Genomic DNA, 18,988 nt, shown 5'->3' with positions numbered 1-18,988 from the left:
TTATTGTTTTGTTACAAATGATTCTTTTTCTCTTAATATTTTAAGCATATCTAAAGCTTTAAAAGTTACTTCTTTCCTTTCTTTATTAAAAAAGCTCATATCGAAGCTCTTTTTTGGAACTACATTTGTTGCAAAGAAATAAGCTTTGTTTTTAACCAAAACATAACCAACAAACCAACCATTATTTTCTTCACCTCTTACTGACCAACCTGTTTTACCCCTCAGTACATACTGGTTATTTTTAGACATTATCATCATATTTTTCATGATACTATCTGTACGCTCACTAATAAGTAACTCTGAATTATATAGTCGTTTTAAAAAGTCTATTTGTTTAAATTGATTGATCTTTGACTTCCCTTGTAACCAAAAATTATCTAAAGTCCTTTCGCTTACATCCATTGAACCAAAATCTAACTTTACTAAATTAGATTCCATTCTTTCTACTCCAATTTTTCTAGCAACCTCTTGGTAACAGGGAACGCAAGAATAATGAAAAGCTTCTTTTAATGTTAAATCTTGCTCCCAAACTTTTAAAAACCTTGACTCTCCATCCCATTTAAAAATTGTATTATCATTTTTAACTACTTCAGTTTCTAAAGCAATAATAGAGTTTGGTATTTTAAATGTTGACGCAGGTAAGTTTCCTTTTTCACACCATTCAAAATCATTTGAATAATACACATCTTTATTCAGATCGTAAATCAATATTGCTCCTTCTAACTTTGTTTTGTCAAGAATTTCTTGAAACTGATTATTAACTACAAGCTTTGCTTCAGTCTTCTCTTTTTTACTCTTTTCTTCATTTTTACAAGAAAGCAGCAATGCAATAATTATAAAACTCCAACTAAACCTCATCTTAAAACTAATTTTTAGCTTTTAAACTCCATTCGTATTCAAATTTCGAAACTGATATTCCTTCCTCATTAAAACCTTCAGAAGTAACAGTTACTCTTTGCCCTTCTCCTGTTTCAATTGCTTTTTGAATAGTTGCTCTTATTAACTCTCCTTCATTACATTCGAAACGAATTTTACCTGTTGCCTTTTTAGTAAAAGTTCCATTCATTTTGGTTACTAACATCGAAATTTTTCTATTAGATGCATCTATTTCTTTCATCACTAAAATCCCTGTCGATAATTCTGATGCCATTCCTTGTACCGCCCAAAACATCGACTTAAATGGATTTTGATTTATCCATCTATAGGTAACTTTAACCACCGCTGCATCATTAGTAAGTGACTTTAATCGCACTCCAGTAAAGAAAGCTGAGGGTAATTTAAAAAATAAAAAGGCATTAACTTTTCGAGGTGTAAACTTCATTTTTTCAGTATTTACAGGCAATGTACAGCTTTTTATTCAATAATTTCACTTGAACTAAATGTTAAATTTTGTTAAATTTTAGTACTATGTATTGCATAATACCTTTTAAAAGACATATATTTGCAATGTACAGTATTATATAAATAACTTCACTATGCAACATAATAACCAAAACACCAATGCTTTTTTAATACATATTTCTGCTTTTGCAGGGTATTTATTTCCTTTAGGTAGTATTATTACCCCGCTTATATTATGGCAAACTTTAAAAGAAAGAAGTAACTTTTTAGATGAGCATGGTAAAGAAGCCGTTAACTTTAACATTAGTTATGGTCTATACATTTTTATACTAGGTCTTTCTTTTATTCCTTTTTTCTTCGGAAGTATTTTTAATGGATTTGATGGTATAGATATCGATTTTGGTGGACATCATGGACATGGAGGGGTATTTAGCTTTTTTGGATTTGCTTCAATAGTAAGTATAGTTGCTCTTATTAAAGTAGCGCTGATAATTATAGCAGCTATGAAAGCTAACAAAGGTGAAATGTATCATTATCCACTTACAATAAAATTTATAAAATAACCCATAAACCGCATTACATGAAGATAGAAAACACAAAAGCACAAATGCGTAAGGGCGTTTTAGAATACTGCATCTTATCTATTTTACAAAAAGGAGATGCTTATACCTCTGAAATACTCTCAAGCCTTAAAAGTGCAGAAATGATTGTGGTTGAAGGAACCATATATCCGTTACTTACCCGCTTAAAAAATGCAGGATTATTAAGTTACAGATGGGAAGAATCAACCTCTGGACCTCCAAGAAAATATTACGTACTCACTGAAAATGGCGGAATGTTTTTAAAAGAATTAGATAAAACGTGGCATAATTTAGTAAACGCAGTAAACCAAGTAACAAGTACAAAATCAACTAAAGATGAATAAGACAATAAATATAAACCTAGGCGGATTTTTCTTCCACATAGATGAAACTGCCTATCAGAAATTAAAACGATACTTAGACGCCATCGCTCGTTCGTTAAGTGATGACCCGCAAGGAAAAAATGAAATCATAGCAGATATCGAAGCTCGTATTAGCGAATTATTATCTGAAAGAATTACCGATGCTCGTCAAGTAGTAAATGAAAGCGATATAGAGGAGATTATTGCTATCATGGGACAACCAGAGGATTACGCAGAAGCTGAAGAAGCTTATAACGAGAATGCTTCTTACAACTACAATAGAAACACCTCAAGCAAAAAAATGTTTAGAGATGGTGACGATAAGTTTTTAGGAGGAGTTTGTTCTGGACTTGGGCACTATTTTAATATTGATGTTGTTTGGATTCGTTTAGCTTTCCTTATTTTAACATTAGCTGGGTTTGGTTTTGGAATTATAGGATATATCATTTTATGGATTATACTACCTGAAGCTAAAACTACCTCAGAAAAATTACAGATGGAAGGTGAAGCTGTAAATATTGATAACATTGAAAAAAAAATTCGTAATGAGTTTGAAAACCTTTCATCAAAAGTAAAGGAAGGCGCCCATGATTTATCAGATAAAATTTCCAATGCTGATTATCAGAAACTACGTAATCAAACTAAATCTGGTTTTCAAGATTTCATAGACACTATGGGTAAAATTTTACTAGCCATATTTAAAGTCTTTGGTAAATTCATGGGCGTTTTATTAATATTTATTGCTGGTATTACAATCATCTCATTATTATTAGGCTTATTTTCAGTAGGAAGTTTAGAAATCTTGAATTTTGATGGAGATATGATTCACTACCCTCCTTTCTTCTACGATTCGGCAATGCCTAAATGGTTATTAATGACATTTGTTTTCTTTTTAATAGGAATTCCTTTTGTAGTGTTATTTATTTTAGGGTTAAGAATTCTTTCTCCTAATATAAAAAGACTAAGCATTACAGCAGTTTTAACCTTATTTGGTCTTTGGTTAGTTTCTTTATTAGCTATCGGGTTTTCTGGTATAGAATATTTTACCACACATGCTTATGATGGTGCACATGTTTTAAAGCACAGCATTACATACGATAAAGAAGAACCGTTAAAACTAAGAGTAGTAAACGATGATAATATTTATTACCAACATAGCTTACGAAATCGTGATAATTCAATATCTGTTCATGTAAATGATAAAGAGATGAAATACTCTAACGATATAAATATAGATGTTCGTAAGAGTGAAACAGGTAATGCATACATAGAAATTAAGAAAACTTCAGAAGGAAGAAAGCGTAATGATGCTAATAATAATGCTGAAGCGATTCAGTACAACTTTAAAACAGCTAACAATACTATTGTTTTTGATGCTTTCTTTATTAGCGAATACAAAAACATGTGGAAAGATGAAGAAATTGACGCTGTTTTATACATTCCTGAAGGAACAACTGTATATTTTGAAGGTTCATCTCGTAACTTTTTATATGATGTAAACAACATTCAAGATGTATACGATCGTGATATGGCAAACCATCATTTTAAAATGACTTCTAAAGGTTTTGAATGTATGGATTGTGATGATGAAGACATCAATAATAATGATTCTGATGATTGGGATTCTGACAATGATGACGAAGTAAGCTTTTTATTTGATAGTACTATAAATGATGTAAAAGCTGAATTAATTATTACGAAAGAAACTACTAAAAAAGAATTAGAAAAACTTGCTGACTGGTTTAAAAAACGTAAAAATATTGACATCGACTTTTCTGATTCTGATTTTTATCCTGACGGAAAAATTAAAACCTATTCTTTAACTGTAGACTGTAACGACGGATTTAATGGTAACAGCACCTATAAAGGAATAATAATCGATAACGGTAAACACGGATTTACTAGAAAGTATAACGAAGAAGATAAAAGCTTAGCTTTTAAAATTTGGTAAACGCATAAACTGAAAAACTATGAACGATTTATTTGACTTCTTCTTTAAGGGTAACTTTTTTATGAAAATAGTTACCCTGCTATATACTCTATTACTTTCTTGGGTAATGAACGGACAAGTACAAGAAATCCCTAATTACAAGCCTGTTGATGTTAAGCTATACAACGAAATTGTAAAAATGGACAGTATATTCTTTAACGCTTACAATACTTGTAACATGAGAACACAGTCTGATATTTTAAGTGATAATATTGAGTTTTTTCATGATAAAGGAGGCTTATCTACGTCTAAAATTGAAATTATAGCTGCCACGAAAAAAAATATTTGTGGCAAGGTTACTCGTACTTTAATAGAGGGAAGTATTGAAGTATACCCTATAAATAATTATGGTGCTGTAGAAATTGGATATCATAAATTTTTTAATAATAGAGAACCTAATGCTAAGTCTATTCCTAGTAAGTTTATAGCTATTTGGAAAAAAGAAAACGCTCAGTGGTTAATGACAAAAGTAATTAGCCTACATTAATTTGTTGAGACCAAAAAATAAGAGATACATCTTATTTTAATTATCGTAACAATATAAAAAACATTAGTTCATTGGTTTAGCTAACTCCGATGACACTAATACTTGGTTTTATTAGTTAAGCCAAAGCTGTACAGCTTTGGCTTTTTTTATTTTTATATTTGATACTACATTCAAAAAAAGTAACTTCGTTACTCAAAAACACACTACATGGTAGCAGAAATAATTACAACCATCCTTTTTTTAATCGCAGTGATTGATCCTTTAGGAACAGTTCCTGTATATTTAGAGGCTACCAAACAATTAGATACATACCACAAGAAAAAAGTAGCAATTCGCGCATCTTTCATTGCTTTTTTAATTCTGTTATTCTTTATTGTTGTAGGGCAAATAATCTTAGAAGGGATGAAGGTTACCCTAGATGCATTTCAAATTTCTGGAGGTGTTATCCTTTTTCTTTTTGCCTTAACTATGATTTTTGGTGAAGGAAAGCCAGAATCTGAAAAACATTTAATTTCAGATTATAAACATGTTACTATTTTTCCTGTAGCAATCCCTTCAATAGCTTCCCCAGGAGCCATTATGGCAGTAGTACTATTAACAGATAACCATCTATATACCATCCAACAACAAACCATTACTACCCTACTTGTTCTTTTTGTAGTAGCGCTCACCATGGTAATTCTTTTAGTAGCTAGTCGTATACAAAAACGAGTTGGGGAATATGGTATTACAGTTATTAGTAAAGTAATGGGACTTATCTTGGCTTCTTATGCTGTACAAAGTATTTTAAGTGGACTAAAAGCCTTCTTTTTTACAGCGGGTTAAACTTTATTATCCTTTTCTGTTTTTATTATATTTGAAAATTGAAAAAGAATAAAAAATGACTATAGAAGTTACTACAACTCCAAATGAACAAGCCCCAAAAATTATAAGTCAAGGAATTATTGATTTTAATCATTCAAAAATCCCTGACCTTGAACCAATAGAAGAAGAAATCAAGGTTTTTACTTTTACTAATTGGCAAACTAAACCTTTTATGAAAAGGTTGGCTACAAACATATTGCAACAATTAACGATAACCCCAAAAAACATTCTTCTCCCTACTTAACAAAGGAATTAAACTATTTACCCCCATAACTTAAAGTAAAATTACAAAAAGAAAAGAATGGTTAAAAGCATACTCTAGCTTTAATATTCTTCTTTATTTCTTATTAAACACCTTATAAAATGAACTTAAAATATATACCTCTATTATTACTATTCCTTTTAACAATTAGTTGTTTCGACAAAGAAAAAACAGACGAAGAGCTACTTGAAAAAGACAAAATAGAATTAAAAGAAAATTTAGACTCTTATAAAATAGCAACGTATAAATTTGGTAAAATTTTAATCAGATCTTCTGCTGAAAAAGACACTATCTCAACAGAATTTCAGTCTTTTAAAAAAGATCTTGATAGAATTTTTAATAAAGTTGTAAAATATGATATTGAAAACCCAGAAAACTTATCATTATTAGACTACATTTTAATATACCGAGACTATAAAAGAATGGAAGACTTCATTATGAAAACTGATGAAGATATTTTTCCAACATTAGTAGATGCTTTTAATGTAATTTATGGAGATTCTATAAGTAAAAAAAGAGAATACTATAATGGAAAGGAAAAAGAATATGTTCAAAATATAGAGCATGCTATTTTAAGTGCAGTTGTAATATTAAGTAAAGACTTGGGTAAGGAAGTATCACTTTACGAATGCACAAAAACAAACCCAGAATTACTTCCTGACTCTGAAATTAAGACTTTACTACAATACTTCAGAGGTTTCCTTTTTTTTGAAAAGGGACTCTATTACTTATCAGAAGATGAAATTTCGAGAAACATTAATTGGTTAAATAACAATAAAAATGTGGATTTACCTTATACCAGGGCTTTCTTTCAATGGGGAAATCTTGATAATGAGAGTACTCATTTAGGACTTCATTCTTTAAATCATTTATTTAGAGGTTTTGATCGACTAATGATGGAAAGAGAAATTGATGAAAAACGTGCACTTGAAGATTTTGAAGCATTTTTAAAAGATGCTAATAAAATTGGATTAAATAATGAAATTACTTGGTCAATAGAAACCTATTTATATTTAAAAAACGAAGAAAACGAAAAGGCTATTGCTTCTTTAACCAAACTTAAAACAAGTGACCTTCTTTCTTCAGAAGATAAAAAAAGAATAGATGAATCTATTGAATATGTTAAAAACAGGGAGTCAGGTAAAGTATTAAATGGTTTTTATGATAAATTCTTTTTAAGTAAAATCGCCACAAAATACATGTATGCAATTTTATCTAAAGTAGATTGGGAAAAAGTCATGAAAAAACAAAACGTGCCCCATACAGATGAAATATTTAAAACCATTGACAATCTGAAAAATTTTATTGATAACTTAAAAAAGTATGCTAGTACAGAGGACTTAAAAAACAAAGGGAAAAGTCTCTGGAACAAAACAAAAGAACTAGCTAAATAATATTGACTATAGTTTTATAAAAAAGAAACACATAATATATTAAAACACTTAAAAATTAAAATGGGAAAAATTAAAATTGAAAGCACAGTTGGTGCTAAAATCTATGTTAACGAAAAAGAATTAGGTTTAATAAAAAGAGAAGATAAAGAATATGAGTTAGATAATGGCGAGTACGAAATTTACGCCAAAGCATCTTGGTGTGGTAGTCAAAAAATCAACATAAATGTTACTGATGATAAAACCGTAACTTTAACTCTTAACAGTTTTAAATATGAGGGAATTATAAAAGCTATTATGATGGTATTTGTTGCTTTATTTATGTTTTCTAAAAGTCTTATTTTTTTGATTCTTGCAGGAATTATCATTCTATACCCTTTGTATTATATATCATTCGGAAAAGATAATTACTTAGAATTAACTGAGAGAATAAATTAGGTATAACAAAACGAAATGCCTCAATACATATTTAACCTATCCTTACAAAAACTAACTATTAATTTATGCTAAAAAATAAAGTATATTTTGCTGGACCTCTTTTTAATGAAGCTGAAAGAGCTTTTAATCAAAACCTTACATCTAAAATAGAAAATATTGGTTTTACAGTTTTTTTACCTCAACGAGACGGTGCTGAATTAGACAAGCCTCCTTTCGATGGTATGACTCAAACCGAGAGAAATAATGCTATATTTAATCTAGATATAAAACAAATATTAAATTGTGATATTTTTTTATTTGTTCTAGATGGTCGAGTTCCTGATGAAGGTGCTTGCTTTGAGCTTGGTATTGCATACAGTAATAAAAAACATATAATCGGCCTTCATACTGATATGAGAGCTTCCTTTATCGATTCTAAATTAAATGCTATGATAGAAGGTTCTTTTGATAAAATCTTCACTTCAAAACAAGAAACAATAGATTACCTTATTAATTTAAACAAAAATTAATAAAGTGACACTCCAATGCAATAGCTATGAATTACAAAATAATAAAACTACTCTTTGACCCAAGAGAAACTATTAATAAAGAAGAATTTTTATTTGGGATAATAGTTCTATTCTTTTTAGCTTTTATTTTTATTCTTGATTTTACTATAATTAATAGTGTTACGTCGATTATAAGTTCAAAAGGCGCTCAGCTATTAGCTACACATAAAGTTATAAAACCATTTACTATCCCTAATTTACCTATAGGCTTTATTTTATTCTACAGTGTTTTAACTTTAGCTATTAAAAGAGTAAAAGACTTAAAGTCTAAGTTATGGATAGGTGCTTTAGTTGGAATACTTATTTTTCTTTTTTTTGATGTTGTCTTTTTAAAACCAACCACTAGCCTAGGGGTATTTTCTGACTTAATAGGAATAGAAGTTGATAATCAAGTAAAGGTTTTTCATGTATTTAACATCCTTTTTTATGTTCTTTTAGGAATAAGTTCAATACTCTTCCTTTCAGTTCTCTCTGGAGCTAAACCTTATATAAAGGATGGTTATAAAAAAGGAAGTTTAACTATTAATCAATTTATTAAACAATTAGGGCTTCTATTTATTACTGCTTTTATTTTCTCTATACTATTTGGTATTATTTTAGTTATAGCTGATAATAACAATTTTCTTAATCGAAATATGTTTTGGCAATCAATTATTTTTGGTATTCCTAGTCTTTTAATCATTATATGGTATTTAAAACTGGTTTACATGAGGTTAAATAACACTACTTTTTCTTTCTTCAACTATATTTTATGTTTAATAGTTTATATTATAAGCTTTGCCGCCCTAATTATAATAACTTCTAAAGTTGATAATTTAAACTATATAAATATGTCTTTAACTTTTTTCTCAGTTATTAGTATCGCATTTTCATTTATAAACCTTTCTTTATTTTTGTTAGATAAAGATTCTAAGCCATTGGTGTTTGGAATTGAAAAACAAGATTAATGAAACAATTTTCAGAAATTTCTAAATTTTTCAAAACAGAATTCCCTTTAAATCAACACGGATTAGACGAATTGTTTTCTTTATTTAAAGTAGAGAAGCATGCTAAGGGAAGTATTTTACTTAAAGCTGATAGTAAGGAAAAAAAACTACGTTTTTTAAATAAAGGAATCGTACGAGAATATTATGCCAATACAGAAAAAGAGATAAATATTAATTTTTATACAAAACCTCAATTTATTTCAGACCTACTAGTCTTTGATCAAAACGCTACAACAAAAAAAAATCAAGAATGTTTAACCTCTGTTGAAATTTTGAGTATTGAAAGACAACCTTTTTTTGATTTATTAGAAAAATACCAGTGCGGAAAAGCTTTCGTTGAATGCTCATTTCAAAAACTTCTAAAACAGAAAGAATTGTTTGAGTTTAACCGTATAACCAAATCTCCAGATGTTTTATATAACGAGCTATTTATATACAAACCCGAATGGATACAAAAAATACCTCAATATCATTTAGCATCTTATTTAAACGTTACCCCAGAAACGCTAAGTAGAATTAAAAAGCGTATTTCTTGATTTGAATCAATGAAAACAAATAGTTTATAAAAGACATTTGTATAACTAAAAAGTTATACCATGTTACATATACACCAAATAAGAAATGCTACTATAATTATTGAAACTGAAAAAGAGGTTATTCTTGTCGATCCAATGCTCGGTAACCAAGGAATTATGCCTCCATTTACTCTCTTTAGACATAAAGCTAGAAAAAACCCAACTGTTCCACTTCCCAAAAAAACACACGCACTACTAAAAAAAGTAACTCATTGCTTAATAACTCATCAACATCCAGATCATATAGATAATGCTGGTGTAGAGTTTTTAATCAAAAATAACATTCCTGTTACCTGTAGTGTAAAGGATGAGAAGGCTTTTAAAAAGAGAGGGCTAAATGTTGTTCAAAGTTTAAAATACTGGGAAAAACAACCCTTTTTAGGAGGAGAAATAGAAGGTATTCCTGCAAAACATGGTTACGGATTTGTAGCCAAACTTATGGGAAATGTATTGGGTTTCTATATAAAGTTTCCTAATCAAAAAACTATTTACCTCAGTTCCGATACTATTTATACTGACGCTGTGCATAATGTATTGACTAATTATAAACCAAATGTTAATGTTTTAGCCTGTGGGACTGCTCAGTTTGATGTTTTCAAACAACTCATTATGAGCGTAGAAGATATTCTTCAATTTGTAAAAAATTCTTCAGGCTTAGTCATTGCTAATCATATGGAAGCTATAAACCATTGCCCATTAACCCGAAAAAAGCTTAAAACTATACTAAAACAACATAATTTGCTTGATAAGACTTCCATTCCTGAAGATGGTGAAACTGTTTTTATCTATTAAAAACTAAAAATACTTATTTACCTATGGTTTTCTCTTTCTTTAGTTTTGAATTTCTCCCATATTAATTATAGAGCTTTGAACTTGGTAAAAAAAATAGTAGGTTTGGATGTACTAATATTTGTGTCCAATTAAAAACTATGCAAAAAAGAGTAAAATTTGATTTTGAAATATATTTCACTAACGGAGGTAGTATTAAAGGAGAAGATTTTCGCCTCGATATATCAGGAAACGATATTGCTGATAAAGAACTTGCCGATTATATAGTAGAAGACTTACAACTTTTAATGGTTGGAAAAACCAAAATTCTTAATAAAGAAATTATAATAGAAAACCTGTTAACAAAATTAATAAAGCAGACTTTTTAATTGATTTAAGCCATACTATTGAAGACGGTCTTGTAACTTACAAAGGGTTACCTGCTCCAGTTATATGTGACTATTTGAGTAGAGAAGAGTCAAAACAACTTTATGAAAAAGGAACTGAGTTTCAAATTGGTAAAATTGAAATGGTTTCAAATACAGGTACCTATGTTGATTCCCCTTTTCATAGGTTTAAAAACGGTAAAGACCTTTCAGAAATTGGACTAGAATCTTTTTCCAATCTTGACTCTATTGTAATTAAAGTACCATATTCAGAAACAAAAGAAATAACTGAAGAACACTTAAAAAATTATGAGATTAGAAATCGTGCTGTTTTAATTCATACCGGATGGGACGAACATTGGAACACAGAACAATACTTTGAAGACAACCCCTATTTAACTGAATCTGCAGCTAGATATTTAAAAGACTGTGCTGTAAAATTAGTTGGAATAGATTCTCTTAACATAGATAATACAAAAGGGAAAAGCAGACCTGTACACAGTACACTTCTGGGAGCAGAAATTTTAATCGTAGAACACCTTTGCAATTTATCTCTTTTACCAAAAGAGGGGTTTGTTTTTAGCGCTATTCCTCCAAAATTTAAAGGTGTAGGCACCTTTCCAGTAAGAGCTTTTGCTAAATTAAAAAGTAAGTAATAATTAAAAAAATAAAAACATGTTCAATTGGTTTAAGAAAAAAGAAAAAGACTTAAAAAAACAAAACAAACTTGACTATAGTAAAATTGATAGTAACCAAAAAGCTGCTGATTTATTCAACAAAGGAGAGTTATCAAAGATTTATTTAATGCCTTTAGAGTTTGGAGGTATGGAAAGCCCAATGAACTCCTTATATGTACCTAAATTTGCTCAAGCATTAAAAAACAAGTTTGATAAAACTATTGAAGAATTACTTATCAACGGAAAAAAATTAAGTTACTCAACTGAACCTGAATATAAAGGAAACAGTTTTATCCCTTCAAAATTAACTATAAATGTTAGTGGAGATAGTGAATTTCAAGAAGTAATTGAAATTTGGTAAATACATGTAAACTATGAAACAGAAAATTCCTGTGTTCGTTATTCTATTAATTGCTTTTTCAACATTTGCTCAAAGCATTCCTAAAAAAATTAGTGAGAATGATTTTTCTATCGGTAAATCTATTCAAATTAAATCAGCCATTTTAAAAGAAGACAGAACGTTAAATATTTATTTTCCTGCAAGCTACGATACCGATAAATCAAAAAAATACCCCGTTATTTATTTATTAGATGGCTCTAAAGATGAAGATTTTATTCACATTTCCGGAATTGTACAATTTGGTTCATTTTCTTGGATAAATATGCTTCCTGAAGCTATCGTAGTAGGGATTGGAAATGTAGATAGAAAAAGAGACTTTACATATCCGTCTTCCATAGAAATTGATCAAAAAGAATTTCCTACTTCAGGGAAATCTGAAAAGTTTATTCAATTTCTTAAAAAAGAACTCCTTCCTTTTATCGATACTAACTACAGAACTACAAATAACAAAACATTAATTGGGCAATCACTCGGAGGTCTTTTAGCTACAGAAGTTTTATTCAAAACTCCTACTCTTTTTAACAATTACATAATTGTAAGCCCAAGTCTTTGGTGGGATGGTGAAAAACTTTTAAAGTTTACACCAATAAAGTATGGCACTAAGAAGAACATTTACATTGCAGTTGGTAAAGAAGGGCCAACTATGGAAAGAACTGCCAAAGAACTACACGATAAACTACTGAGTAAAAAAACTAAAAACACGAAGCTTTATTTCGACTTTTTAGAAGATAAAACTCATGGAGATGCTTTACATGAAGCCGTCTACAATGCTTTTGAAAAAATATTTAAAGTAGAAAAATAATATATACTACTCATTCTTTTTACTACAAATTAAAATTAAATAAAATGGTAAAAATTATTTCAAGTCCCAACTGTGGAAACTCCCCAAAAATGACACTTTTAAAAGAGTTTAATATCGCCTTTGCAAACGGAAACATGGAGTTTCTTACCGAAAATGTTACAGATGACATAGTTTGGAGTATAGTTGGCGATAGAAAAATTGAAGGAAAGAAGGAGTTTATTGAGGAGCTTAAAAAAATAAAAGAGAAAGAGGTAACCGAATTAACACTTAAACAAATCTTATCTCACGGAAAAGAAGGCGCTGTAAATGGAACTATTAAAATGCAAAACGGAAAAAAACATGCTTTTTCAAACTTTTATTTTTTCAAAGGAGCAAAAGGTGCTAAAATAAAATTAATAACATCGTATATCATTGAAGTTGATCTACAATAAAAACAGTTTTTTAACACTTATAAAGAACCTAATCTTTGTAAATTTAGCTTTTCAATTTAATAGAAAAAGTTATATAGGAAAGCCTCACTACTTTTTACTTACAAAAGCATTAACAATAACAATAACTAAAAAACAATACTATGGGTTGGGATATAAGTTATCACCCTATATCAGAAAAGCAAATAAACGATTGGTATTTTGATGTATTAGATGATCAAAGTTTAATTGAAAAAGTAATCTCAGAAAATACCTTTGAAAATTTTTACAAAGACCATTATAAAGAAGTCATTGAAAATGGCTTAAACATTAAAGAAGGTGATATTTTTGATAAAAGCCATGGATTTAACATAGCTGTTACACAAGGTTTCTTTCAAAAATTTTTCTATACAAGAGGTTCGGCTCTTTCTCTTTCAGAAAATCCTTTGCTAAAAAAGTACTATAAAAAATGGCTAGAAATAGTACCAAACGAAAAATTAACCAAAAGTGTAAACAATCAAATTATTGAGAATTATTGCTCTGGTGTTTACATTCCTCAAAATAAGGTTACTGAATTATTAAATGATTATGAAAACGATTCTGAAATTAAAAAAGAATTAAACGACTTGTTTTCACACGATAGAATTAATGTTTTCCTTAAAGCTTTAAACTTTTCAAAAGACAACAAATTAGGTTTACTAGAAGCTACAGAAGTTATAGAGCCTAATCCGATGGACTTAAATAATTCGTCATGCTATTCTAACTTGTTTAACTGTGATCCTGAAGGTGCACTACTATATCAACAAGCTGCTATGGAACAAATTGCAGCTATTAAAAAAAGTGATAGTGTAAATGAAGAAACTTCAAAAACGAAACCTCTAGAGAAAAAGAGTTTCTGGAAAAAACTATTTGGAAAATAAGTTAAGAACTAGTTATCCTAAGTATTATTCATATTTAAAACCTTTATACAGTATTAAATAAAACTTGAGCATGAAATTAAGAGAAAAAAATCCAGCTTTAATTCTTGTAGATGTCCAAAAAGCTTTCTTAAACGAAGAATATTGGGGAGGCAACAGAAATAATAAAGATGCTGAAATTATTTGCGGTAAAATATTAAACAAATGGAGAGAACTAAGCTTACCTATTTTTCATATTAGACATAGTTCTACAAACCCAAATTCAAAACTTAATAAACAAGATGATGGTTTTAATTTTAACGAAAATGTAATCCCGCTAGAAAATGAATCTATAATAACCAAAGAAGTAAATAGTGCTTTTATTGGAACCGATTTAAAAGAACAATTAGACCAACAATCTATTACAACTATAGTTATTGTTGGAATTACAACCAATCATTGTGTATCAACAACTACCAGAATGGCTGGTAATTTTGGTTTTGAAACCTATCTAATTTCTGACGCCACAGCTTCTTTTGACAGAGTTGGTATTAACGGAGAAAAATACGATGCTGAAATAATTCATTTAACCTCTCTCGCTAATTTAAATGAAGAATTTGCTACAGTAATAGATTACGAAAAATTAATCCACAAAATTTAAATTTTTAATGTTTATAATAAACCTCACTTACAATTCTAAAATAAAACCCCGCGTTTGTGAGGTTTTATTTTAGTAACAGTTTAAATGTTACCTCTCCTCTTCTCCTTAACAAACATTTCCCTACAACAAAGTATTGTATACAAGTACAAACAGGTGAAAAAGTTACTTAGAATCATGAAAATAAATCAATTTATCACCTTACTATTTACAATTACTCTTTTCTATTCTTGCATCAATAATAAATCAAACGAAAACGACCTTACCCCAAAACCATACAAGGTTAGTAAAAACTTTATACCAATAAATAAGGCTCCAAGAATAGAATACAACACGTCTAATAATATTACCCAAAATCAACATAAGTTCACCAATACAACTTCTAATCAAGAAGTTTCAATAGTACATCATTTAGATGAAACTGGATTTCATTTTTATCAAGGTCTTAAGTTTAAAGATAACAACCTTGGTGTTATAGTTGGTGGAACCCGATTAAGCGCTAGAATCACCCTAAATGGCGGAAAAAACTGGAGAGAAGTTAATTTTTCCAGGTTTGCTAACTCTTTTCAATCTGTAGACTTTTCTGGAAATAATATTTTTATAGTTGGGGCTAATAACTATATTTATAAAAGTGAAGATTTTGGGAAAAATTGGAGTGTATTTGATACTAAATACTTTTTTAAAGAAAATCAAAATAGATTTCAAAAATTCAAATACTATAAAATTCGTTTTTTAACAGAGAAAATAGGCTTTATTGTCGGAGAACATGAGCACCATTCCGTTATATTAAAAACAATAGATGGAGGTAAAAACTGGAAAATCATTAACAACAACCTTCCAAAAAATGAGAAAGGTATATCAGATATAGCAATACTTTCTGCTGATGAACTAATAATAACTACGTTATCTGGAAAATGTTATAAAAGTATTGACGGAGGAATTAACTGGCAACTTCTCTATTCTGAAGAAAATACTGTATTATCATCTATTGCATTTTTTAACTCCGAAACTGGTTTTATTGGCGGTTTAAACGATATATTAATGTATACAAATGATTCTGGTAAAACTTGGAGAAAAATACACATGCCTTATGGAGAAATATCTGATATGGCTATTCATAAAAATTCTGCTTTCATAACAACCTCTTTTCAAGCTTATAGTGAAGCTAAATCATTTGTTTTTAAAATTGATAATAAAGAAACAAGTATTAAGCCTTTTCTAACAAAAAAAGATGATTCAGTGCTTTTTGAAGCAAACTCATATGGTATTCAAGTACTTAATAATCATATTTATATTCTAGACAGAAATAACTTGTATCGAACAAGTATAGACTAAAAAACTACTACCCTTAGGTAAGAAACATCACCCCAATTAGGCTTGAGGTGTCCGTCCCATCCATTACTAGTGGAATATTTTTTGTTTTTTATTTTTTATATTTGAAGAAACTGTTAACAACTTGAATATCCGAACAATACACATAAACAAGATATTTATGTCTTTGCAACAAGCTAAAAATTATCGCTTGAATGAAAACATTTAAAGCAAAAATTGAAATTATAGGAATCAACCCATTTGTTTTTGTCCCGAGTGATATTTTAAACTACCTTTTTGAAAAGGCAGGAAAAAACAAAGGAAAAATCCCTGTCCGCATGAAAATTGAGGGAAATGAATTTGAACAGACTTTAATAAAATACAGCGGACATTGGCGACTGTATTTAAACACACTTATGAGAAAGTCTGCCGAAAAGGAGGTTGGGCAAATGACAAGAATTGAAATCGATTTTGACTCAAACGAGAGAAAAACTCCTTTTCATCCTAAATTCAGAAAGGCATTGAATGAAAATGAGAACGCAAGAAAAATATTTGATAATTTAACCCCGTCCTTACAAAAGGAAATCTTGAAATATTTATCATTTCTTAAAACAGAAGAAAGCATCGATAAAAACGTGAAAAGAGCTATAGAATTCCTTAATGGAAATACAAGGTTTATTGGACGAGACAAACCATAAACAACTAAAAAAAAAGAAAAATGGCATTAACAAAGTTAGCGACAAACTATGTCGATTATAATTTTTGGGTTGCTCAAAAATTCACCAAATGGCTTTCAACAAAACCGGATGAACTACTTGATAAGGAAATACCTTCAAGTTTTTCGACTATTCTCAAAACCATAAAACATATCTGGGACACCGAAGTGTATTGGTATTCTATATTGGCAGAAAAACCAATAGCTAATGATGGACAGAAAAATGAGAATTTAAGTACTAGCCAAATAATGAACGGATGGCTGGAAAGTTCCAAACGCTTGTCCGATCTAATTCATTCATTTTCCGAAAAAGACTTAATGAAGTCGGTAAAAATCGAAAGCCCTTGGTTTCAATGTGAACTTCCTAAATATGAATATTTGATACAAGTAATCAATCACGGTACCTATCACAGGGGACAAATTGTAACCATTGGTAGAAATGTTGGAATTACCGATGCTACGAACACGGACTATAATTTTTACAACGTAATGAAATGATCGAAACAAAAGTGAATGTTTAAATAAAATATTTAACAAAACAATGCGCAGGATAGTACCTAATATTTATTCCAATAACATAGAAAAAACTAAGGAATTCTATACTGATTTTTTAGGCATGAATTTACAGATGGATATGGGTTGGATCTTAACTTTTGTATCAAGAGATAATGAGACCGCACAAATTTCAGTTTTTCACAATGAGGAAAACAAACCATTAAACAATTCAGCTATTTTTTTATCAATAGAAGTAACTGATATTGATAATTGGTACGAGCGAGCTAACAAAAATAATGTAGAAATTATATATCCTATAACTAATGAAAATTGGGGAGTTAGAAGGTTTTTTATAAAGGATCCGAATGGAGTAACTATAAATTTATTAAGCCACTTATAACAGCTAAAATGAGAAAAAACAATTACTCAACAATAGCTATAAATATTTGCTTGTTCTCGCCTACTTCTAAAAAGTATCGCTAATTTTATATTCAGTTTGTATTTGCTAAATTAGATGCTTAAAACAAAGAACCTTTGAATAAAAGTGTAAAGAATAAAACATCCTTTGCGTCTGCACTTTACCTGACTATATTTTTCTGAATACCTGTAAAAAAACAAATTATGAGTGAAATCGAAAACAAAAAAGTAGTCCAAAACATGTATGAGATCATCCTTAATAAAAAGGAATTGAACCAATCGAAAATGTTTGTTGATAAAGATTATGTTGAGCATTTCAATAATACGAATCAACCTTTATTTAAAGCTTTTCCAGACATTGAATTTACAATCAAAGAAATATTCGGAGACAATAACAAGGTTATAACCGTATATACATGGAGCGGAACTCATCTAAATCCATATAAAAACATTCCCAAAACAGGAAAGAAAATTACAGTTGACGGTGTTAGTATCTATGAGCTCCGAAACGGGAAAATTATCGATAACCAAGCAAAACCTGACAAGTTTTCTTTTTTTCAACAATTAGGATTGATTCCTATGAATTTTCTTAAAAAAGGAACATCCGAAAGTAAAGTATATTTTGTCGATGAGTTTATAATTCCTAAAAAATCCTATAAGTATTTCAAAGAAAAATTAGATTACAACAGAAACTTCATTAAAAATATCGATGGGTTCATAAATGATAAAGTCTTAATACAAAATAGTGAATCAAACTCAATAATAAATTTGACAACTATTGCGATATGGGAAAATCAGAAAAAATTAGACAATGCAAAAGCATTAGTTCAGGACAAATACAAAAAAATAGAGTTCAACCCAGAAAATTTTAATAAAGAGCATAACATTGAAATGAATAGGGGAATTTTTACTCTATAAAAAAAGTACTGAACTTATTGATGTAATGTTAGAACATAATTCTATCACTTCGGACAAATAATACTTATTAGAAATAACTAATTAAAAAAGAAAACAATATAAAAACTGCTTATAACAATAACTACATCTAATCACAAATATATCAGATTAGTATGTGTTATTGATTGAACAAAGCAAAAAAAAGAATACTAAAAAGTGAAACAATTAATTTATAAAATAATATTAATAAGTTTAAAGCCTCAAAAATGAATTCATTTTTGAGGCTTCTATTTCGAATTTGTTTACACTTTTCACATCTAACATCTACTGTAAT

26 protein-coding genes are annotated in these 18,988 nt (G+C 29.2%); 24 read left to right on the top strand and 2 right to left on the bottom strand.

All coding sequences use genetic code 11. The features are described from left to right. Window positions 1-858 carry a class D beta-lactamase gene (gene blaOXA / locus ACQYZ7_RS06695; RefSeq protein ID WP_430728999.1) on the bottom strand — a complete coding sequence of 286 codons (858 nt, stop codon included), beginning with the start codon at window positions 856-858 and terminating at the stop codon, window positions 1-3. A 7-nt stretch (window positions 859-865) separates the two neighbouring features. Then, window positions 866-1,321, bottom strand: a complete 456-nt coding sequence (locus ACQYZ7_RS06690) for a DUF4442 domain-containing protein (protein ID WP_430728998.1) — start codon at window positions 1,319-1,321, stop codon at window positions 866-868. 154 nt (window positions 1,322-1,475) lie between these two features. Between ACQYZ7_RS06690 and ACQYZ7_RS06685 the strand changes: the two genes are divergently transcribed. The 24 genes from ACQYZ7_RS06685 (at window position 1,476) to ACQYZ7_RS06570 (ending at window position 18,675) form a co-directional block, all read left to right on the top strand. Further along, entirely contained in the window at window positions 1,476-1,904 is a 429-nt protein-coding gene (locus ACQYZ7_RS06685) for a DUF4870 domain-containing protein (RefSeq protein ID WP_430728997.1), read from the top strand. A gap of 17 nt (window positions 1,905-1,921) precedes the next feature. Beyond that, window positions 1,922-2,266 carry a PadR family transcriptional regulator gene (locus tag ACQYZ7_RS06680; RefSeq protein WP_028890785.1) on the top strand — a complete coding sequence of 115 codons (345 nt, stop codon included), beginning with the start codon at window positions 1,922-1,924 and terminating at the stop codon, window positions 2,264-2,266. Beyond that, the gene (locus tag ACQYZ7_RS06675) at window positions 2,259-4,235 is read left to right on the top strand and encodes a PspC domain-containing protein (RefSeq protein WP_430728996.1); all 1,977 of its coding nucleotides are present in this window, start codon (window positions 2,259-2,261) and stop codon (window positions 4,233-4,235) included. The genes ACQYZ7_RS06680 and ACQYZ7_RS06675 overlap by 8 nt, the downstream gene beginning before the upstream one ends. Before the next feature lie 19 nt (window positions 4,236-4,254). Next, complete coding sequence (locus ACQYZ7_RS06670; protein WP_430728995.1) at window positions 4,255-4,761, top strand: nuclear transport factor 2 family protein; 507 nt, start codon at window positions 4,255-4,257, stop codon at window positions 4,759-4,761. 207 nt (window positions 4,762-4,968) lie between these two features. Continuing rightward, on the top strand, window positions 4,969-5,586 hold the full coding sequence (locus tag ACQYZ7_RS06665; protein ID WP_430728994.1) for a MarC family protein: 618 nt from the start codon (window positions 4,969-4,971) through the stop codon (window positions 5,584-5,586). A 55-nt stretch (window positions 5,587-5,641) separates the two neighbouring features. Further along, on the top strand, window positions 5,642-5,869 hold the full coding sequence (locus ACQYZ7_RS06660) for a hypothetical protein (protein ID WP_430728993.1): 228 nt from the start codon (window positions 5,642-5,644) through the stop codon (window positions 5,867-5,869). Between the two features lie 119 nt (window positions 5,870-5,988). Beyond that, entirely contained in the window at window positions 5,989-7,281 is a 1,293-nt protein-coding gene (locus ACQYZ7_RS06655; RefSeq protein WP_430728992.1) for a short-chain dehydrogenase, read from the top strand. Between the two features lie 60 nt (window positions 7,282-7,341). Then, the gene (locus tag ACQYZ7_RS06650; RefSeq protein ID WP_430728991.1) at window positions 7,342-7,716 is read left to right on the top strand and encodes a hypothetical protein; all 375 of its coding nucleotides are present in this window, start codon (window positions 7,342-7,344) and stop codon (window positions 7,714-7,716) included. Window positions 7,717-7,781: 65 nt separating this feature from the next. Then, the gene (locus tag ACQYZ7_RS06645; RefSeq protein ID WP_430728990.1) at window positions 7,782-8,225 is read left to right on the top strand and encodes a nucleoside 2-deoxyribosyltransferase; all 444 of its coding nucleotides are present in this window, start codon (window positions 7,782-7,784) and stop codon (window positions 8,223-8,225) included. Window positions 8,226-8,251: 26 nt separating this feature from the next. Next, window positions 8,252-9,211, top strand: a complete 960-nt coding sequence (locus tag ACQYZ7_RS06640; RefSeq protein ID WP_430728989.1) for a hypothetical protein — start codon at window positions 8,252-8,254, stop codon at window positions 9,209-9,211. Further along, the gene (locus ACQYZ7_RS06635) at window positions 9,211-9,786 is read left to right on the top strand and encodes a Crp/Fnr family transcriptional regulator (protein ID WP_430728988.1); all 576 of its coding nucleotides are present in this window, start codon (window positions 9,211-9,213) and stop codon (window positions 9,784-9,786) included. Before ACQYZ7_RS06640 ends, ACQYZ7_RS06635 begins: the two co-directional genes overlap by 1 nt. A 60-nt stretch (window positions 9,787-9,846) precedes the next feature. Then, window positions 9,847-10,617: an MBL fold metallo-hydrolase gene (locus ACQYZ7_RS06630; RefSeq protein ID WP_430728987.1), complete on the top strand. Its 771-nt coding sequence runs from the start codon at window positions 9,847-9,849 to the stop codon at window positions 10,615-10,617. A 137-nt stretch (window positions 10,618-10,754) separates the two neighbouring features. Next, window positions 10,755-10,982, top strand: a complete 228-nt coding sequence (locus ACQYZ7_RS06625) for a hypothetical protein (protein ID WP_430728986.1) — start codon at window positions 10,755-10,757, stop codon at window positions 10,980-10,982. Further along, window positions 10,961-11,635: a cyclase family protein gene (locus tag ACQYZ7_RS06620; protein WP_430729267.1), complete on the top strand. Its 675-nt coding sequence runs from the start codon at window positions 10,961-10,963 to the stop codon at window positions 11,633-11,635. Before ACQYZ7_RS06625 ends, ACQYZ7_RS06620 begins: the two co-directional genes overlap by 22 nt. A 19-nt stretch (window positions 11,636-11,654) precedes the next feature. Next, the gene (locus ACQYZ7_RS06615; protein WP_430728985.1) at window positions 11,655-12,017 is read left to right on the top strand and encodes a hypothetical protein; all 363 of its coding nucleotides are present in this window, start codon (window positions 11,655-11,657) and stop codon (window positions 12,015-12,017) included. A 13-nt stretch (window positions 12,018-12,030) separates the two neighbouring features. Next, a complete protein-coding gene (locus ACQYZ7_RS06610; RefSeq protein ID WP_430728984.1) occupies window positions 12,031-12,858 on the top strand; it encodes an alpha/beta hydrolase in 828 nt (275 codons plus the stop codon). A 44-nt stretch (window positions 12,859-12,902) separates the two neighbouring features. Continuing rightward, on the top strand, window positions 12,903-13,289 hold the full coding sequence (locus ACQYZ7_RS06605) for a nuclear transport factor 2 family protein (RefSeq protein WP_430728983.1): 387 nt from the start codon (window positions 12,903-12,905) through the stop codon (window positions 13,287-13,289). A gap of 140 nt (window positions 13,290-13,429) precedes the next feature. After that, window positions 13,430-14,185, top strand: a complete 756-nt coding sequence (locus ACQYZ7_RS06600) for a hypothetical protein (RefSeq protein WP_430728982.1) — start codon at window positions 13,430-13,432, stop codon at window positions 14,183-14,185. Between the two features lie 70 nt (window positions 14,186-14,255). Then, a complete protein-coding gene (locus ACQYZ7_RS06595) occupies window positions 14,256-14,822 on the top strand; it encodes a cysteine hydrolase family protein (protein ID WP_430728981.1) in 567 nt (188 codons plus the stop codon). A gap of 174 nt (window positions 14,823-14,996) precedes the next feature. Next, complete coding sequence (locus ACQYZ7_RS06590; protein WP_430728980.1) at window positions 14,997-16,154, top strand: WD40/YVTN/BNR-like repeat-containing protein; 1,158 nt, start codon at window positions 14,997-14,999, stop codon at window positions 16,152-16,154. A 191-nt stretch (window positions 16,155-16,345) separates the two neighbouring features. Next, entirely contained in the window at window positions 16,346-16,828 is a 483-nt protein-coding gene (locus tag ACQYZ7_RS06585; RefSeq protein WP_430728979.1) for a YdeI/OmpD-associated family protein, read from the top strand. Between the two features lie 20 nt (window positions 16,829-16,848). Further along, window positions 16,849-17,343, top strand: a complete 495-nt coding sequence (locus ACQYZ7_RS06580) for a DinB family protein (RefSeq protein ID WP_430728978.1) — start codon at window positions 16,849-16,851, stop codon at window positions 17,341-17,343. Between the two features lie 43 nt (window positions 17,344-17,386). Beyond that, a complete protein-coding gene (locus tag ACQYZ7_RS06575) occupies window positions 17,387-17,740 on the top strand; it encodes a VOC family protein (RefSeq protein ID WP_430728977.1) in 354 nt (117 codons plus the stop codon). 221 nt (window positions 17,741-17,961) lie between these two features. Beyond that, the gene (locus ACQYZ7_RS06570) at window positions 17,962-18,675 is read left to right on the top strand and encodes an ester cyclase (protein WP_430728976.1); all 714 of its coding nucleotides are present in this window, start codon (window positions 17,962-17,964) and stop codon (window positions 18,673-18,675) included. The last annotated feature ends 313 nt before the right edge of the window (window positions 18,676-18,988 follow it).

It is taken from the genome of Tenacibaculum sp. SDUM215027 (genome assembly GCF_050566205.1).
Classification (GTDB): Bacteria; Bacteroidota; Bacteroidia; order Flavobacteriales; family Flavobacteriaceae; genus Polaribacter.
The sequence above is the reverse complement of the archived record's forward strand: the minus strand, read 5'-3'. Positions and strand labels throughout refer to the sequence as shown.

Excerpts from the sequence above, each read along its gene's own strand:
- blaOXA (WP_430728999.1), bottom strand. The coding sequence starts at position 858 with ATGAGGTTTAGTTGGAGTTTTATAATTATTGCATTGCTGCTTTCTTGT.
- ACQYZ7_RS06585 (WP_430728979.1), top strand. The coding sequence starts at position 16,346 with ATGAAAACATTTAAAGCAAAAATTGAAATTATAGGAATCAACCCATTT.
- ACQYZ7_RS06600 (WP_430728982.1), top strand. The coding sequence starts at position 13,430 with ATGGGTTGGGATATAAGTTATCACCCTATATCAGAAAAGCAAATAAAC.
- ACQYZ7_RS06680 (WP_028890785.1), top strand. The coding sequence starts at position 1,922 with ATGAAGATAGAAAACACAAAAGCACAAATGCGTAAGGGCGTTTTAGAA.
- ACQYZ7_RS06615 (WP_430728985.1), top strand. The coding sequence starts at position 11,655 with ATGTTCAATTGGTTTAAGAAAAAAGAAAAAGACTTAAAAAAACAAAAC.
- ACQYZ7_RS06580 (WP_430728978.1), top strand. The coding sequence starts at position 16,849 with ATGGCATTAACAAAGTTAGCGACAAACTATGTCGATTATAATTTTTGG.
- ACQYZ7_RS06640 (WP_430728989.1), top strand. The coding sequence starts at position 8,252 with ATGAATTACAAAATAATAAAACTACTCTTTGACCCAAGAGAAACTATT.
- ACQYZ7_RS06610 (WP_430728984.1), top strand. The coding sequence starts at position 12,031 with ATGAAACAGAAAATTCCTGTGTTCGTTATTCTATTAATTGCTTTTTCA.
- ACQYZ7_RS06635 (WP_430728988.1), top strand. The coding sequence starts at position 9,211 with ATGAAACAATTTTCAGAAATTTCTAAATTTTTCAAAACAGAATTCCCT.
- ACQYZ7_RS06660 (WP_430728993.1), top strand. The coding sequence starts at position 5,642 with ATGACTATAGAAGTTACTACAACTCCAAATGAACAAGCCCCAAAAATT.
- ACQYZ7_RS06690 (WP_430728998.1), bottom strand. The coding sequence starts at position 1,321 with ATGAAGTTTACACCTCGAAAAGTTAATGCCTTTTTATTTTTTAAATTA.
- ACQYZ7_RS06595 (WP_430728981.1), top strand. The coding sequence starts at position 14,256 with ATGAAATTAAGAGAAAAAAATCCAGCTTTAATTCTTGTAGATGTCCAA.
- ACQYZ7_RS06630 (WP_430728987.1), top strand. The coding sequence starts at position 9,847 with ATGTTACATATACACCAAATAAGAAATGCTACTATAATTATTGAAACT.
- ACQYZ7_RS06605 (WP_430728983.1), top strand. The coding sequence starts at position 12,903 with ATGGTAAAAATTATTTCAAGTCCCAACTGTGGAAACTCCCCAAAAATG.
- ACQYZ7_RS06675 (WP_430728996.1), top strand. The coding sequence starts at position 2,259 with ATGAATAAGACAATAAATATAAACCTAGGCGGATTTTTCTTCCACATA.
- ACQYZ7_RS06650 (WP_430728991.1), top strand. The coding sequence starts at position 7,342 with ATGGGAAAAATTAAAATTGAAAGCACAGTTGGTGCTAAAATCTATGTT.
- ACQYZ7_RS06590 (WP_430728980.1), top strand. The coding sequence starts at position 14,997 with ATGAAAATAAATCAATTTATCACCTTACTATTTACAATTACTCTTTTC.
- ACQYZ7_RS06625 (WP_430728986.1), top strand. The coding sequence starts at position 10,755 with ATGCAAAAAAGAGTAAAATTTGATTTTGAAATATATTTCACTAACGGA.
- ACQYZ7_RS06685 (WP_430728997.1), top strand. The coding sequence starts at position 1,476 with ATGCAACATAATAACCAAAACACCAATGCTTTTTTAATACATATTTCT.
- ACQYZ7_RS06670 (WP_430728995.1), top strand. The coding sequence starts at position 4,255 with ATGAACGATTTATTTGACTTCTTCTTTAAGGGTAACTTTTTTATGAAA.
- ACQYZ7_RS06655 (WP_430728992.1), top strand. The coding sequence starts at position 5,989 with ATGAACTTAAAATATATACCTCTATTATTACTATTCCTTTTAACAATT.
- ACQYZ7_RS06665 (WP_430728994.1), top strand. The coding sequence starts at position 4,969 with ATGGTAGCAGAAATAATTACAACCATCCTTTTTTTAATCGCAGTGATT.
- ACQYZ7_RS06645 (WP_430728990.1), top strand. The coding sequence starts at position 7,782 with ATGCTAAAAAATAAAGTATATTTTGCTGGACCTCTTTTTAATGAAGCT.
- ACQYZ7_RS06575 (WP_430728977.1), top strand. The coding sequence starts at position 17,387 with ATGCGCAGGATAGTACCTAATATTTATTCCAATAACATAGAAAAAACT.
- ACQYZ7_RS06570 (WP_430728976.1), top strand. The coding sequence starts at position 17,962 with ATGAGTGAAATCGAAAACAAAAAAGTAGTCCAAAACATGTATGAGATC.